Raw genomic sequence first — 17,787 nt, forward strand, 5'->3', positions numbered from 1 at the left:
ACAAATGACAATCACCAATAACCAAATATCAAAATAACCAAATAACCAAATACCAAAATGAATATGGATTTACAAGGCTTTCACCATATCACCAGCGATTTAAAAACCGCAGAAAAGGCAATGCCGGTTATGTTTATCGGTCACGGTAATCCTATGAACGGCATCAGCGACAACGCATTCACCCATGCACTGTCACAGATGGGCCGGCAACTGCCCGACAGGCCACGCGCCATCCTCGTGATCTCTGCACACTGGCTGACAAAAGGCACCCACGTACTGGTAACACCGCAACCGCAAACCATCCACGATTTCGGCGGATTCCCGGAAGCCCTGTACCAGGTACAATACCCCGCACCCGGCGCTCCCGCGTTCGCCCACGCTACCAAAGCACTTATCACCTCCACCCGGGTAGTGGAAGATGACCAATGGGGACTGGATCACGGCGCCTGGACGGTACTGAAACACATGTACCCCGTGGCAGATATACCGGTATATCAGCTAAGCATCGACTATCACCAACCACCGGAATATCATTTCAAACTGGCAGCGGAATTGCAAGCCCTCCGCCATAAAGGCGTATTAATCATGGGTAGCGGCAACATCGTGCACAACCTGCGCCGCATCATATTTTCAGACGACGCCCAACCATTCGACTGGGCGCTATCTTTCGATGCACTGGTAAAGGAAAAACTGGAGAAAAAAGCGTTCGGCGACCTGGTCAACTACCATACCCTGGGTACTGCGGCAGAACTGTCCATACCCACCAACGACCACTACCTCCCGATGCTTTACACGCTCGGGCTGGTCAAGCCAAACGAAGAAATTCAATTTACCTACGAAGAAATACAAAACGGCAGTATCAGCATGCGCTGCTTCCGCACGGCATAATCAATCCGCCCGGAGGCTCTTCACCGGATTGGCCGCAGCTGCCCTGAATGCATGGTAACTGACGGTGAGCAAGGCTACCGCTGCTACACCGGCGCCGGTAAATACAAACACCCACACGCTGATGCCTGTACGATAAGCAAAATGCTGCAACCAACGGTCCATGATCCACCAGGATAACGGGAACGCCAGTACGGCAGCAAACAATACCAGGCGCAGAAAATCCTGCGACAACATCTTCACAATACTACCGGAAGACGCTCCCAGCGTTTTGCGTACGCCAATCTCCCGTGTGCGCTGCGCGGCCATAAAAGCAGCCAGACCAAATAATCCGAGACAGGCGATAAACAACGCCAGCACCGTAAACATCAGGAATATTTTCTCCTGCTGCTGTTCTCCGGCATACTGTTTGGCAAAATTATCATCGAGAAACTGGTAACTGAACGGATGCGAGGCATCGAAACGCCGGTACACCTTTTCCATATAAGCTAAGGCGGCGGGGATATTTTGCGGACTAACGCGCACGTACATATTATCCTCCATTTCCGGGAATGGCGCCATCTGCATGACCAGCGGCGCAATCTTATGCTGCAGCGAATAGGTATGGAAATCCTTCACAACCCCTACCACTACCCTTTCTGCGCGGGTACCTTTATTGTCTATCTTAAACTGCACCCGCTTACCCAGGGGATCTTTCAACTGAAACTCCTTCACCAGTGTTTCATTTACCAGCACGGCATGATAACGGTCTGCTTCGCCGGTATCTGAAAAATTACGTCCCTGTTGTAAAGCGATACCCATCGTTTTCAGGAAACCCGCATCTGCCATCAGGCTTTGGGCCAGGATAGAAGATTCGGAAATACTGCCGCTTTGTTCAAAAAAATAACCGCTGGTACCTAAATCATTACGCCCTATCGGGTTATTCACCGCTGCCACATCCCGGATCAGCGGATTGCCCAGCAGCTGTTGTTTCATAGCTGGAATATTCCTGCGGGCAGACACATCGCTGATATGGAAAGAAAGCAACTGCTCCCGGTTAAAACCCAGGTTGGTATGCATCACGTATTGCAGCTGATCATAAGCCACCAGCGTACTGGCAGTGAGCACAATGGCAATCATAAACTGGAAGGTGACCAACCCCTTTCGGAAACCCGCATGACTACTGCCACTCAAACGCCCTTTTAAAGCACTGATCACCCGGAAACCAGACATAAACACCGCCGGATATATACCGGCCAGCAACCCGGTCAACAATACCAGTAAGAGGATGGCGCCGATAGTCCGGGCTACTCCAAACTGCCACAACGACAACTGCCGGTGCGCAAAATTATTGAAATACGGTAACGCCAGTACGACTAATCCCAATGCCACCACACCCGCTATCACAGTCAATAACAACGATTCTGCCATAAACATCCGCGCTATTTCTTCACGGCCCGAGCCCATTGTTTTGCGTACGCCGATTTCCTTCACCCGGCTGGTGGCCCGTGCGGTGGACAGGTTCATATAGTTGATACAGGCTATCATCAATATCAATAAGCCGGTAAACAGGAACACATATACGTAGAGAACGTTACCATTCGATCCCATCTCATAACCCAGGTGCGAGTGCAGATGGATCGACGGGAGCGGCTGCAACGTCATGTTGTAGGTTACCTCACCCATGTGGGGTTTTACATACCGTTCTCCGAATTGCGGCAGTTTTTTTTCCAGCGCTTTTACGTTTGCCCCTTGCCGTAATAACAAATACGTATATACGTCAAAATTCTGCCAGCCATCGGCGTTATAGTTAGCGGGCAATACACGCACCGCACTAAAAGCAAAGTGAGAGTTGGAAGGTACGTCTTCGAGGATGCCGGTTACCTGGAACACCAGCGAACTGTCCTCTGTGCGGATCATTTTCCCCATGGCATCCAGGGGATTACCAAATATCTTTGCCGCCAGTGACCTGGTCAGCAATAAAGCGTTGGGCTGCTCCAGACAGTGTTTTGCATCTCCTGCTGCCAGCGGAAAAGGAAGTACTTTCAATAGCGTACTATCTGCAAAAATGATATCTTCTACCTGCATCTTTTTCCCACCATATTCCAGCAGGCTGCCACCATCGGGTAAGATGCGCGTCACTTCTTCTATTTCGGGATAATCTTTTTTAAGCGGTGCAGCAAAAGGCGCAGAAGTAGTGGCTACATTCAGGCTGCCGCCGGCCCAGCTGGCATTATTTACAGCACGATATACCCGGTCTTTATTGGTGAAAAAGTTTTCATAGCTGGTTTCTCCCAATACATACAACAACAGCAGCCAGCAGGTAGCCAGTCCAATTGCCAGTCCGGCAATATTGATCAGCGTGTAATACTTATGCCTGGTCAGATTACGCCAGGCGATCAATAAATAATTCCTGAACATGTGGTTACAGTTTAGGGTAAACATACCTTCACCTCATCCCGACGAATAAACATGCCACGCAGCGCCTGCTATAAAAAGAAAGGACATATGCATAACAAAAAATATACACATGTCCGTTTCTGATACACTCGTTGTTCGGTTATGCCTTTAGCAGATCGCCTTCCACCTGCACTACCTGGTTGGCGACGTTGATATCTATTGCTTTCAGGATCTCTTCTTTCATTTCTTCCGTCACCCGGCTATAGCCAAACAGTTTTGCGATAAAAGGCACCGCATCCTCCCGTTGTATGGCGATAGCGTCTTTAACTACTTTCTCCAATGCGGCCCCTATTTCTTCTACCGAAATATAACCGATTTTACGGGCAGCAGGCGGCAACAGGCTGCGATTACGTACCACCGGCTCTGGCAGGGCAGTGTGCCATAAAAACTGCCCTTTTATCTTGATACGTTTGCTGGCATCCGAATGCCTTACAGCATGCCGCAGTATCTCCCGTATGCGTGGGCCTACCCGCGTAATACCCGCTGCCTCCACCATACGGCGGGCCACTTCGTCGAAGTGTACCGGGCTTTCTATATTCACCACCTGCTCTATCCAGTCGCATAAACTGCCAATAGGCGTGGCATGAAATTCCTGGTCCCGGATTTCTTCCGGCAGCACGGCTACTTCATACAACTGCGTTTCATCGGTATCTTCGACGACCACCTCTCTTTTTAATGTTGGCGGGGCAGGCGGTATTTCTTCCTTCACTTCATCATCGATAGCCAACGCCGCTTTCGCCGCTTCGATGGCTGTTATCAGCCGCTCCAGTTCTTTAGCCGGATTACGGAACCAGTCCGTACTCCAGATCCGGTGTATCTTCCAGCCGATAGCTTCCAGCATCTGCTGCCGCAACCGGTCACGGTCACGCGCGGAGCGGGCAGAATGATAGGCCGCGCCGTCACATTCAATACCGAGTATATAACGTCCGGGATTATCCGGGTCCACAATAGCCATGTCGATATAAAATCCACGGGAACCTACCTGCTTCCGCACAATGTATCCTTTCTCTTCCAGCTTGGCAGCTACGTTCTCTTCAAAAGGACTATCGGCCGGCAATCCGGTTTCCACCGTCATATTGAGCCGTCCGTGCTGAGCATAGTACAGGAAGTTTTTCAACGCAGCAATACCCTGGCTTTGTGTCCGGTTCAGATCTATATCATCGGCGGTAAGGTTGGTAAACACCTCACAGCGCAATTTTGCACGGGTAATCAGTACGTTGAGCCGGCGTTCGCCGCCTTCGTTGTTGAGCGGACCGAAAGACATCGCCACATAACCTTCCTCCGTACGGCCGTAACCGATAGAAATAAAAATGACGTCTCTTTCATCACCCTGCACGTTTTCCAGGTTCTTCACAAAAAACGGCTCATCGGCATGCTGACGGAAAAAGGATTCCAGCTCAGGATTATTGCGGCGCCGCGTTTCCAGCGCTACCGTAATAGCTTCCCGCTGGGAGGTGCTGAAAGCCACCACTCCCAGGCTCAAACCCGGATGACGGCGCGCATGCTCCATCACCGCATCTGCCACCGTTTCCGCTTCTTTAGGATTGGAGCGGGTTTTACCACGGTCGTACGCGGTTTCCGGCAGATGGTGAAACACCAGGCCGCGGCTGTCTTTGGAACCGGGGCTGGGGAATATCACCAGTTTGTTATCATAAAATTCATGGTTGGACAACGTGATCAACGATTCATGGCGGCTACGGTAATGCCAGCGCAACATACGTTGCGGCGCACCTTGCGCATCACACAAACCGAGGATGCTCTGCATATCGGCGGTTACGTTCTCTTCGTCTTCCACTTCTTTCGTCAGCGTATCAAAGAAACTGGTAGGCGGTAACTGTTTGGTATCACCCACTACCACCAGCTGTTTACCACGCAACACCGCGCCCAGCGCTTCTACCGGCCTCACCTGGCTGGCTTCGTCAAAGATCACCAGGTCGAACTCCAGCGCCCCCGGCGGCAGGAAATTGGCGATAGACAAAGGACTCATCATAAACACCGGTTTAATGGCCTGAATAGCCAGCCCCGCTTCCTTCATCAGTTTCCGCACCGGCATATGCCGTGCTTTTTTGTTGAATTCTGTGCGGATAATATTTACCTGGCCGCCAGCCTCCATACGCGGTAGTTGTTCCCAGTGGCTCAGCGCGGCACGGGCACGGTTATACTGTAAGTTCATGGCATCGAGGCGGCGGAATTGTTGTACCAGTTCCTCATGCCCGGCCCTGTCGAAACGACGCAACGCAGGATGCGCTTTCACGGCGGATTCCAACAGGTATTCGTACCATGTTTTCTGTAATACCGTCTTCAGCAGGCGCGCCGCTTCCGGCCAGTCCGCCGACGGCGTGATCAGGCAGGATAAATTTTCCTGTGCAGCCGTATCCCTGATATTGTTCCAGGCAATGGTATGGTGTATTTCCGGTAACCGGTCTTTCCACATAGCCAGTTGTTGCGCTGTAGCGGTAAAAGCCGCCGGCCACTGATGGTCCGGCATATCCAGTTGTTGTAATACACCGGCTTGTAACGCACCTGTTTTATCGCAGGCCTGCTGTAATGCATCGCGGTCAGCCGCTGCTACCGCAGGGTCTATGTTTTTATGCAGACAGTCCAGCACGGCTTCCGGGCAGGTACCGGCAGCGATGCGTTTATGCATGTCCGTTATATAGGCAGTAGCCGTGTCCAGCGCATCCCAGTCGGTTTGATGTTTTTGCCAGCGCGGACCAAACAGGTCACGGGCCAGTGCGGCATGTTCCTGTAACAAAGCATCATGACGGCGATACTCCATGATACCGTCCACATATTGCAATTTTTCGTCGTTATCTTTTGGCAATGCGCCCTTACAGAGGGCGGCCAGTTGTTTATTACTGCGGTTATAGCTGCCGATCAGGAACTTGTACCACCTGGTGCCATGTGCCAGTAAGTTTTGGCGCACCTCCATCAGGTCCTGGGAAAAAGCTTCCGGTATCAGTACATCCTGGTAAGCCGTATGAATAGCCGTCAAACGGCGGCCGGCTTCCAGCCAGGAAAGGATATCCTGCTGTTGCAGCAACCAGGCTTTACTGCCGGTATTCAATCCGTTGAGGTCCGGTTGTTGCGACAGTAAATCGCAGATATGTATCAGTTGTTGCGTAGCTGATATATCAGGTGGTATCTCGAGTCCCATTTTTCCGGCAATGCGGGCAACGGCATCCTGTAATTCCTGTAATGCGGCCATCGTTTCCTGCAGTTGTTTTTGCAACGCTTCCTGCTGATGCGGCAGCAGCACGGTCAACCGGCTGCCCAGGAACAACAGTTGAGCAGGCATACCCGCTTCGCTCAAACAGGCCTGTATACGTTGAGCCATGGCCGTAGCCTTGTTCATAGCCGCAGTATCCCAGGAAGCCATGTCCGGCGGGGTGATGGCCGGCAACGTTTTACCCGCCACGGCTTCGTTTATACGTAACAGGTAGCCAGTGAGCCGATGCACCGAAAGACCGCTCTGTCCTACCGGTTCATTGATCGCCTCACAATATTCATTCAGCTCCTGCCGGTGTGTATTGAGCAGCAATACTTCTTCCCGTAACTTTTGCACGGAAGGGCGGCCCAGTTCCAGCACCCGGCGCAGTTCCTGGTGTAATTCTTTTTTATTGGCTTTATGGCTGTGCAGTTCCAGGCAGGCTTCTCCCAGCTGAATGTTATCCAGCCGGCGTTTTACCACTTCCAGCGCGGCCATTTTCTCTGCTACGAACAACACTTTTTTTCCACGCCCTACCGCATCGGCAATGATGTTGGTGATGGTCTGTGATTTACCGGTGCCCGGCGGGCCCTGTATCACCAGGTGTTTGCCTTCCTGTACGGCCAGCATGGCCAGTATCTGCGAACTATCCGCATCTACTACCTGGAATAGTTCATCGGCACGGGGTTCGTTGTCAATAAAAGCATCTTCCGCAATACCGGGTTGATTATCGGAAAAACCGCCGCCAAACAGGCTGTTGATGACGGGATGGTTCAGCGGTCCGTTTTCTTCCGGCCAGTTAGCGGCATCCAGATCGTTATAGATCATGAATTTCCCGAAAGAGAAGAAACCCAGCTCTATGGCGTCGGGCTCCACTTTCCAGCCGGGCATGCCTTCAATGGCGGCAGCTACGGCTTTAAAATATTCATCGATATCAAAATCCTCTGTCTCCGGTAGTTCGGGCAGCCCTATGTTAAAATCGGCTTTCATTTTCGCTTCCAGCGAAATGTTGCCCTCCACTTCTTCCTGGGTATATTTCAAACGGAAACGTTCCCGGATATCCGAACGGTCCAGTTGCACCGGCACCAGCACCAGGGGCGCCAGCCGGGCTTCTGTACTGCCGGCTTCGCACCATTGCAGCATCCCGAGCGACAGGTACAGGATATTAAAACCCTGTTCTTCTATGCTCATCCTGGCGGCATAGTAGGTGTTGAGCAAACGGGTATGCAGGTTCAGTTGCGATTCGTTGGTCTGTAGCCGGGTATCGTGCACGGCATCTTTACCGGTGGCAGCGGGCTGCTCCTGGTACACCACCTCGGGCTGTCCGGCTTTTTTATCCGGACGGTCGAGGAACGTCAGTGTTTTATTTTCCTTTACCAGCAACCCGTAAACGGCTGCGGAAACTTCGTCGACAATGTGTAACCCTTTGCTGGCAGATAACTTGTAGTTTAAAAGGGGATTTTTCAGTCCCAGATCCAGCAGCTCTTTTCGGGATGACTCCAGTCTGGTCAATATGGATGCAATCATAATTAGCCTGGCAAAATATAAACGTTGCAAATATACTCCTATTAACGGTGCACCCGAGGAAATATTTGATGATAACAAGATATAGTGAAGAAGCCCTTTCAGCAAAGATCCTGCCTGAAAATACATCCTTCCTTGGCGCATTAACTTTTTTATTATACTTTGCTGCTGCAAAAATACCCCGCCGAAGTCATGGACCATCGAAGAATACTGGAAGAAGTTACCCGGACCAGCATCGACCTACTGATGCAGGAACCTTTTTATTCCCATTTTTTTGCAGCGATCAATAAAGAAGTCACCAGCCCGGATTCAGATATCAGCACCATGGCTGTAGGCCTGCGTGAGAGAGGACATACCCTGTATATCAACCCGGAATTCTGGGACAATTTTTTTAAAGATAAGCGGCACCGTTATGGCGTGGTAAAACATGAAGTATTGCACATCGTCTTCAAACATACGCTGGTGAATGATCCGCTGGCCGACCGCCTGCTGGTCAACATTGCCATGGATATTGTCGTCAATCAATACATCGACCGCTCGCAGCTGCCGGACGAATCCGTTTTCCTGGAAGGTTTTCCGGAACTGGAACTGGAGAAAGACCAGACCTGGCAATACTATTACGCCAAACTGAAACACCTGAAAGACAACGCTGGCACGCTGTTTAAAGACTCCGCCTCCGCCGCCATGCTGGCAGCTATCACGGAAGCCTCCCATGGCATGGAACGCCATCGCCGCTGGCGGGAGATCTACAACCGCCTGCAGCTGGAAAAAGACCTGACCAGCGCAGAAATAGATAATCTCATCGGCATTGCACGGTCACGTACCAACGAAAAAACATATGGCAAGCTGCCCGGCGCTATCCGGTCCTACCTGGAATCTATCCTGCTGAAAAGCAAACCACTGGTAGACTGGCGCCGGGTGATCCGCCTGTTTTCCGAAAGCAGCAGCAAAACAAAAGTGCGCAATACACTCAAACGCCCGTCCAGACGCTTTGGCACCAATCCCGGTATTAAAATCCGGAAACAGAAAAAACTGCTGATCGCGGTAGATACTTCCGGCAGCGTAGGTGGCAATGATCTGGCCTCTTTTTTTAATGAAGTACATCATATCTGGCGCCAGGGCGCCGAAATACGGATACTCGAATGCGATGCCGCCGTACAACGGACCTACAGCTACAAAGGCACGCCACCCGAATTTGTATTGGGCCGCGGCGGTACCGATTTTAATCCGCCGATTCATTATGGCAACGATACCTTCCGCCCCGATGGACTGATCTATTTCACGGACGGATATGCACCACCACCAGATGCGACGCCCAGGTTCCCGCTTTTATGGGTCATCAGCACCGACGGCATAACCGCTGATTCCGCCGAATTCCGGCAGCTGCCGGGCAGAAAAGCCAAACTGATAGCATACTGAATATATACCGACTCAGAAAAATATTATGACAACAACGAAAACACTGCAATTCAACTACATCACCTACGGAACAAAAGTAAATGCCCAACAGGTGGAGAAAATGCTGGAACATGTAACCCATCAGCATTTTGACAACCCCGAACATGCCGGTAAACGCAGACCTACCCCCGTTTGTATCTGGGGTTTGCATGGCATTGGTAAAACAGAAATGGTGCGCGACTTTGCCCTGCGCAAAGGATATCAGTTCACCTATATTGCCCCCGCACAGTTTGAAGAAATGGGCGATCTCTTAGGGATGCCTAAAATAGCCCAGCAACAGGATAATGCCGCCACCTTGTTTGTTGCGCCCGACTGGGTACCCAAACAGGCCGGCCCCGGCATCTTCCTGATCGATGACGTGAACCGTGCCGATGACCGTATCCTTCGTGGTATCATGCAGCTGTTGCAGAACTACGAACTTATCAGCTGGCGCTTCCCCGAAGGCTGGATCATTGTACTCACCGCCAATCCTGACGGCGGCGACTATTCCGTATCTACTATGGACGACGCCATGCTCACCCGCATGATGCATGTGACCATGGAGTTTGATGTAAAAACCTGGGCACGCTGGGCAGAAGGCGCCGGCATTGACTCCCGTGGTATCGACTTCATTCTCTCCTATCCGGAAGTGGTGACCGGCGCCCGTACCACACCACGCTCACTGGTACAGTTTTTCCAATCCCTCGAAACGATTTCCGATTTGCGCGCCAACCTCGACCTGGTAAAAATGCTGGGAGACGGTTGTCTGGATGAAGCCACCACCACCGCTTTTATCACGTTCGTGAATATGGACATGGATAAACTCATCGAGCCACACGATATTATCCACGCGCCTAACTTCCAGATCATGGAAGCGCAAATAAAAGGGCTGGTAGATGGTAAAACCAAACGCATGGACATCCTCTCCGTGATGATGACCAGGCTGACCAACTACCTGCTTTATATGAAAGAAGAGCTCAACGATAAATCTTTCGCCAACCTGAAAGCCTTTATATTACTGGATTTCATCCCGAACGATCTGCGACTGTCTATGGCGCAGGACCTCGTTAACGCTTCCAGCAAAAGCCTGAAAAAACTGTATAGCATACCTGAAGTAGCCAAACTGCTGCTCACCAAAATGTAATGTCATGACTGATTTAAGTAGATATATCCGTTACACCCCTGCCCTCCGCTTCCTGCAAATCGATGATGCCGATGGCGCTCTGCATAGCCTTCCGGAGGACATCTTCCTGCAATATCCCAACACACAGGAACTTTCCATCACTGTAAAAAACCTGACGGTGTTGCCCGGTTCTCTTTTTACATTACAGCAATTAAAGGTGCTGTCCATCCGGGGAACTAAAGTAAAAGCCATACCAGCAGAAATAGTACAGCTGCAGCAGTTGGAAAGTATCGACCTCAGTAATGGCAATATGGATTTGAATAAAGGATTGCCACTACTGGCAAAGCTTCCGGCACTGCGTAAACTTTCACTGTATGACTGGCGGGGATATGCCTTTCCGGAGAATATATACCAGCTGAAGAACCTGACGCAGCTGGTCATTCAAAATAATAAAATGACCGGCAAAGTAAAGGAGATACTGGCATTACAACCGGCCATTCCGGCACTCCGTGAGCTGCGTGTTGCCGTTAACCAGGAAGACTATACGCAGTTACTTGCCCTGGAAAATATGCCCCAACTGGACAAACTCGATCTGTTAGGGCTGTGGCATATCAACTACTGGAATCTTCATTCGGTGAACAGCGCGTTATCGCTGGCTGTCACCAAACATGTCAACATGTATTATGATTTCAGCGATTCCCTACCGGCATTCCGTCACCGGATGAAAGGCAAGACCTATAATGCATCACAGCTGCAGCTGTTGTTTGCATTGCACGTGGAAATGATCGCTGCTATCAACCAGTTATTGCCTAACCTCCTGGCACAGGCCATTGCAGACAAAAAACAACCGAGCCTCTACCTGATGGTCAAACCCAAAGGAGAGAGCCAGAAATCCATCAACGAAAAGCTGGAAAAATACGGGATCAGCGTCAACAGTAAACAAACCGATGCCAACACCATCGTGGTGATTGGTCCGGGTACTACGATAGAAGAACTGATGCCTTTACTGGATGCCGGCTGCCAGGTGATTACGGTAGACCAGCTCTCCGAAATACTGATCGGACAAGGCGACCACTGGCTGCTACAAGACGACAATGAAGCCGCCAATACACAGCTCATGCGCTTGTTTGCCTCCAATGATCCGGACAACTACCGGCTCGCCTTTGAAATTATTGAAACCGGCGGTGCCAATAAAATCATACAAACCTTACTGGCTGTGGTGATGCTGGCCCATCCGGATAAAACGATCCATAAAAAAGCAGAAAAACTGTATGACAAATATGGTTCCCAGGCTTTTCGTCAGTATATAAAAAGCAATAAAATATCACTTCGTGTAGGCGGTAACGTTAACAGCAAACTGCAACGCATTGTGGTGAATAAAGACGATGTAGATGAAGTGATGTTCCGTCTCATGTACCAGCTGGTAGCAGGTTCCAACAATAACATCAGCAAGGTCCGCGCAGATGCTTTCAGTATGAAAGGCATCGCTAATATTACCCTGCCTCCTGAAGTAGCGTATTTTACACAGATTACCGACTGGGATTTTGAGAACTGCGAAGGTTTTAATATTGAAGCAGCTATTCCTGTTTTCCAGGAGATGACCAACATGAAGTACCTGCGGCTTAACTCCTGTCATATTCAAATACCCGCTTCCATCAACACACTAACGCAGCTGGAAAGACTGGAGATAGCGCACAATACCCTGGCCGTAGAAGATTCCCTGCAATCGCTGGTACATCTTCAATACCTGGATGCTACCGGGTTAAAACTACAAAACTGGGATTGGTTGCAATCGTTGAAAGGTCTTCAGACGCTGATGCTGAGCAACAATCAGCTGACGGCCATTCCGGCAGCGGTGTTCAACATGCAGCAACTTTCCCGCTTTGAAGTCCGGTATAACAAATTAACAACCGTACCGGAAACCCTGGGTCAGCTGCCTAAATTAGAACACCTGGATTTCAGCAATAACCTGATTAAAACGTTCCCTTATTTCCTGGGGAAATACAAGAACTCGACCTTGTTATTGCGCTCCAACAAAATACCGGAGATGGACCCACATCAACTGATGGCCGCTACCGGCGGTCAGCCGGTGGTATGGACCGACCTGAATCTTTCCCGTAACCTGTTGAAACAATTTGAGTTTACCGGCGGTAATATTAAAGTTGATGTCCTGGATATTTCGCACAATCAGCTGACGGTATTACATCCTTCGGTGTTTGAGAAACCAATGTCCAGTTTTTACGGGCATCATAACCAGATCAGCATTCTACCGCAAATGCAGCATGAACGGTTCCGGGATTTCTGGATGCAGCATAACCTGTTGGAGGAGCTACCCGCGCACCTTTCCCATGCACGGATAGAAAACGCGGATTTCAGCCATAACCGGATTTCATCCGTACATCCTCACTTTGAAATCTATGGCAACGAGAATTATTCCAGGCTTTACTGGAAAGTACATAACAACCCGTTACCTCCAGGTAAAATAGGCGGTATGTATCTGCGGTAGAAAATAAAACAGGCGGACAAAAATGTCCGCCTGTTTTATTTTTTTATGTAAAAATGTGTTTAATAACCGATACAGGCCAGTTTACCATCCATGGTGCTTACCAGCACTTTCCGGTCGCCAATGGGCAGCACCGCATTCACCAAACAGTTGGACAGTTTATGTTTCCATAATAACGTATGGTCTTTCGCGTTAACCGCATACACCACACCGGAATGGGTAGGGGTAAAGATCACGCCATCCCTTTCAATGGCAGCCGCAGGATTCAGCTCATAGCCCATTTCAATGGGTGATTGCCAAAGCAGCTGCATAGTATCAGCAGTAGCAGATACGCCATACAGGTTACCTTCCATGGTTTTAATGAAGGTCTGGCTACTATCTGCCGACAGTCCGATAGATTCGCGCATTCTCACATCAGCCCTGTTTTTACGCCATATAACGCGGCCGCTTTGCGCATCAAAAGCTGTCATGTAACGGTCCGGCGCCACGATGAACACACGGCCCTGTGCCCCCACCGGGTAACAGGCCGCCGGTGAAAACATGCGGTTGGAAGCGCCGTTGTTCCATTTCCATTTCAGCGCGCCGGTAGCAGCGTCAAGGGCATAAAAATCGTTGCCCCAGCTGCCGAAGTACACATTGCCCTGGTATACCAGTGGTTTATCTTCCACAAAACCTTTTACGCCCTCAAACTCCCATACCAGTTTTCCGGTATTCACATTGATGGCGCGGAAACGCCCGTCAGACGCGCCTACATAGGCGATACCGTTAGCGATCTGCGCACTGGCTACCACCGGTTTACCGGTTTCAACGCGCCAACGTTGTTTACCATTGGATGCCTGGATACAGTAGATATAATGATCGGAAGAGGCTACCACAATATTATCACCGTCTACTACCGGTGTAGCATATACTTTTCCACCGGTTTTGAATGTCCATTTCTTTTTACCGTTACCCGCCTGCAGCGCATATACTTCGCCAGCAGTATTGGTGGAGATCACCAGGTCTTTGGCCATTGCCATACCGGAACCGATATCGCTGTTATCCTGGAAAGCCCAGCGTACTTTTACTCCCGGGAAAGAATCATTCATGGCATATGACGGGCGCTCGAAAGGCGCAGCGTCATAACGGGCATGGTGGCTTTTCAGCGGTCGTACTGTCCACTCACGGTTTTTATGGATCAGCGGGGTACGTTCTTCAAAGGTAGCTTGCCCGTTGGCAACAGTGATGATATTATATCCACCGATGCTGTCTTTGGCCCGCAGGTTGGAACGGCACATTACACCCGGAATATTTTCAAAATCATAGGTCTTGTTGGTATGACCATGACCACAAAGGATCAGCTGGATATTATGTTGTTTCAGGCGATCCAGCGCCTCATACCAGTTATTGAGGTCCGCGTTTTGCGGGTAGTGGTTGATGTAAATAATCGGTGTGGTGGTATCTTTTGTTTTCAGCAAATTATCGAGCCACACTACATTTTCGCGGGGTACCTGCCCGGGGCCCATACGCATATTAGGACCGCAGTTGGTACCGATGAACCAATAACCCCCATGTTTAAACGAAAATGTTTCATTGCCGAATACGCGGCGGAAGGTGTTACCACCACTTTCAGACCATTTGGTATCATGGTTGCCGGGGATAATGTACCAGGGTTTATTCAGGCTGTCGAGTAAACGTTTAGCGAGTTTCAGTTCTTCATCCGCGCCAAATTCAGTGATATCTCCTGAAATAATCACAAAAGCAATGGATGGATTCTGATTAATATCGGCCACACTACGTTGTACGTCTTCTGCGGCGTTGTCACTGCCTACGTGGATATCGGTCATCAGTGCAAACCGGAAAGGTTGTTGGGCTACTGTCACTGTACTGCATAGGATAAGCAAGGCAAAGGTGCTCAGCAGGAAAAATTGTCTCATCATTTAGTCTTTAGGTGCATAGTATTTTGTTTTTTCCAGCCATGAGTTAAAGACAGTATAGAACACCGCCAGGATAATGGCGCCTTTGAACATACCCGTAAATCCCCATGCGACCATACCGCCGATAACTCCGAGGAAAAGCACAAGAAACGGAAGTTTTCCGCTTTTTGCAATGAGAATCGGTTTTAATACACTGTCCAGCACCAACACCCCGGCGCCGTAGATCGCCAGGAAGATAGCCCATCCGGTGCTTCCCTGCATAGCCATCCATATAACCAGGGGAATCCAAACCCACAGCGGTCCTACCTGTATCAGTACCAGGAAATACACCACCGCCGCTAATGCCAGGGCGAACGGAATACCGGCTATTTTAAACCCTATCCAGGAAACGACCGCAGCGGTAAGCGCGGTGCCCATTACACCGATAGAAACACCCTTAACAGCCTGTGCAGTGGCAGCCAGCAGGGCATAGCCGTCTTTATCACCAAACATGTGGGTCATGGTCGCCCGCACCGGGCGCATCAGCCGGTCGCCACTGACGAGGAAAATAGCAGAAACAACAATGCCCAGCACTACCTGCAGGGCCATACCCAGAATACCCACCCCTGTCGTCACTACGTGATGTACACTATGCATGATCTGCCTTTCGTAGATACCGGCTGTTTCCCGTGGACGCAGCTGTAGCTCATGCCAGAACTGCGCAATCTCTTTGCCTACCAGGGGTAAATTGGTGATCCATACGGGCAGGTCCGGAATGCCGTCTTCCCGCGCCGTCATTAACCACTGCCCTATATCTTTCAGGTGCTGGTTGATGGTAGAAACAGCATAGGCAAAGGGCAGCGCCACTACCGCTACCAGCAAAATGGAATAGATGACTGCCGTCAGCTTGCGCCGGCCCCCCAGCCATTTTACCCCCTTTTCGTATAGGTTAAACATGGAGACAGAAAAAATAATCGCGAAAGTGAACACCCCGAAAAATATCTTCAGGGCGTCGTACAAGGCATACATGAGCCCCAGCAGCAGCAACAGCACAATGATGGTTTCGATGATCCTCCGGGAGGTGGATGGAATTCGGGTGCTCATAATCGGAAAACCGGATTTATTTCGGATACAAACAAATTACTAAAAGATTGGCGAATAAGCAATGATCAACAGGGGTTAACAAAGAAGCCCCGGAAACGATATTGTTTCCGGGGCTTGTAATCGATGAATGGCATCAGGACAAATTACCAGGTATAACCAGGGTTTTGTGAAAGGGCGGGGGCATTTTGTATTTCAGAAGGTGGAATGAATAAAAGCAGTTTATCATTGGACCATGGTTGTTTTTCAGGAATCTTCCCCAGTACGTCCGCCGCTTTGCCGGTACGTTTCAGATCAAACCAGCGATGTCCCCATTCTACGAATAGCTCCACCCGGCGCTCCTGTGCTACTGCGTCCAGCAGCGCTTCCCCGGAAGCGGCCCTGGTAGCAGGCAATCCCGCACGGGAACGGATGGTGTTCAGATCGGTGGCGGCTCCGGCAAGGTCGCCTGCATGAGCCCGGGCCTCTGCCCTGATAAGATATTGCTCTCCCAATCGCAGCACCGTATAATAGGGAGGTATTATTTCCTGGTTCGCTGTGAACCGGGGATATTTGGCGGCAAAGCGGTAACTGATACCATTCCAGGGAGCCACAGCAGGAGCGGTAAGACTGTCCGTCCATTTATCCAGGCGCTTGTCGCCCGGTTCAAAAGCCTGTACCAGCTGGGCGGTCATGATATAAGGAGCAATAAACATATAACTGTATTCCCTGAACATGTCCGGCTCCAGCATCATCTCCCGGCTGGCTGGGTCCAGCAGCGATAAACTGGCCTGTGGCATCAGTAACCGTGGTTCTTCCATATCGGGCGAAATCCCATCGCCTTCTACAGCATGTTTCATTTGCCAGATCGCTTCAGCACTGCCAGGACCAAAAGTTTTTTCCAGTTCGGTGAGACTGAACTTTCCACTGTTGATGATGACGGTTGCCTGCGCCACGGCGTCTTCCCATTTTCCCATGTAGAGATATTGGCGCGCCAGTAGCGCTATCGCTGCATATTTGTTAGGCCTCACTTTTTCTCCCTGTGTCAGGTTAAAATTGTCCGGCAGTAGTTCAGCCGCTGCTTTGAGGTCTTCCACCATCTGTTCCCGGACTTTCTCAACCGGCTGGCGTTTTTGCCGGGCTTCTTCCATCACGGCGGTACTCAGCGGCATTGGCACATCTCCGAAATTATTCACCAGGTAAGCATAACAAAAAGCCCTGGCAAAACGGCATTCTCCGGTGAGCTGCCTTTTGATGCTGTCTGTGATAACAGGCGCAGTAGTTAACCGGATATTTTCCAGCAAAGCGTTAGTGAGATAAATCGCCTTGTAGGCACAAGTCCAGAAAATGGGCTGCACCAGTTCATTCTGTAACAGGAGCTTATTGGTATAAAACTGGTAGTCCACCGCTACGGCCGCGCCGCTGTAAGGATACAATTCATCGGCCAGCAGTCCGCCGTAGACCGTCATATGCCCGTTACTGAAAGTAGGCGTGCCGGTATTCGTCATCAGCGTATAATAAATGCCGGACAAGGCGGCAGTAATTTTTTCCGGATCGTTTAACACAACACCGGTATTCACAGAGTTGATCGGCGGATCAATTTCTATCAGCTTTTTACATCCGCCTGCCATCGTCAGCAGCACGGCAAGTACTACGGTAACGGTACTACGCTTATATTTAGGATAAACCATCA

Annotated in this window: 9 protein-coding genes; 4 read left to right on the forward strand and 5 right to left on the reverse strand. The window is 50.3% G+C overall.

What is annotated here, in order from left to right; all coding sequences use genetic code 11:
• Positions 1-57 precede the first annotated feature (57 nt).
• The gene (ygiD, locus tag ICL07_RS15735) at positions 58-888 is read left to right on the forward strand and encodes a 4,5-DOPA-extradiol-dioxygenase (protein ID WP_188088983.1); all 831 of its coding nucleotides are present in this window, start codon (positions 58-60) and stop codon (positions 886-888) included.
• Here ygiD and ICL07_RS15740 read toward each other — a convergent pair whose 3' ends face one another.
• Entirely contained in the window at positions 889-3,285 is a 2,397-nt protein-coding gene (locus ICL07_RS15740; protein WP_188088984.1) for an ABC transporter permease, read from the reverse strand.
• 139 nt (positions 3,286-3,424) lie between these two features.
• Positions 3,425-8,059 (reverse strand): DUF3320 domain-containing protein, encoded by a 4,635-nt coding sequence (locus ICL07_RS15745; protein ID WP_188088985.1) that lies wholly within the window; start codon positions 8,057-8,059, stop codon positions 3,425-3,427.
• Positions 8,060-8,248: 189 nt separating this feature from the next.
• Between ICL07_RS15745 and ICL07_RS15750 the strand changes: the two genes are divergently transcribed.
• Genes ICL07_RS15750 through ICL07_RS15760 form a run of 3 tightly spaced genes read left to right on the forward strand, consistent with a single transcriptional unit; the run spans position 8,249 to position 13,122 of the window.
• Positions 8,249-9,475 (forward strand): vWA domain-containing protein, encoded by a 1,227-nt coding sequence (locus ICL07_RS15750; RefSeq protein WP_188088986.1) that lies wholly within the window; start codon positions 8,249-8,251, stop codon positions 9,473-9,475.
• Between the two features lie 25 nt (positions 9,476-9,500).
• On the forward strand, positions 9,501-10,637 hold the full coding sequence (locus ICL07_RS15755) for an AAA family ATPase (RefSeq protein ID WP_188088987.1): 1,137 nt from the start codon (positions 9,501-9,503) through the stop codon (positions 10,635-10,637).
• Positions 10,638-10,641: 4 nt separating this feature from the next.
• Positions 10,642-13,122 (forward strand): leucine-rich repeat domain-containing protein, encoded by a 2,481-nt coding sequence (locus ICL07_RS15760; protein WP_188088988.1) that lies wholly within the window; start codon positions 10,642-10,644, stop codon positions 13,120-13,122.
• A gap of 59 nt (positions 13,123-13,181) precedes the next feature.
• On the opposite strand, the gene ICL07_RS15765 is transcribed toward ICL07_RS15760, so the two are convergent.
• The 3 genes from ICL07_RS15765 to ICL07_RS15775 all read right to left on the reverse strand — a co-directional run bounded on the left by ICL07_RS15765 (position 13,182) and on the right by ICL07_RS15775 (position 17,785).
• Entirely contained in the window at positions 13,182-15,038 is a 1,857-nt protein-coding gene (locus tag ICL07_RS15765; RefSeq protein WP_246485077.1) for an outer membrane protein assembly factor BamB family protein, read from the reverse strand.
• Positions 15,039-16,118, reverse strand: coding sequence for an AI-2E family transporter (locus ICL07_RS15770; RefSeq protein ID WP_188088989.1), 1,080 nt, complete (start codon positions 16,116-16,118; stop codon positions 15,039-15,041). It abuts the gene before it with no gap.
• Between the two features lie 143 nt (positions 16,119-16,261).
• On the reverse strand, positions 16,262-17,785 hold the full coding sequence (locus ICL07_RS15775) for a RagB/SusD family nutrient uptake outer membrane protein (protein ID WP_188088990.1): 1,524 nt from the start codon (positions 17,783-17,785) through the stop codon (positions 16,262-16,264).
• Between the last annotated feature and the right edge of the window lie 2 nt (positions 17,786-17,787).

Source organism: Chitinophaga qingshengii, from assembly GCF_014529935.1.
Classification (GTDB): domain Bacteria; phylum Bacteroidota; class Bacteroidia; order Chitinophagales; family Chitinophagaceae; genus Chitinophaga; species Chitinophaga qingshengii.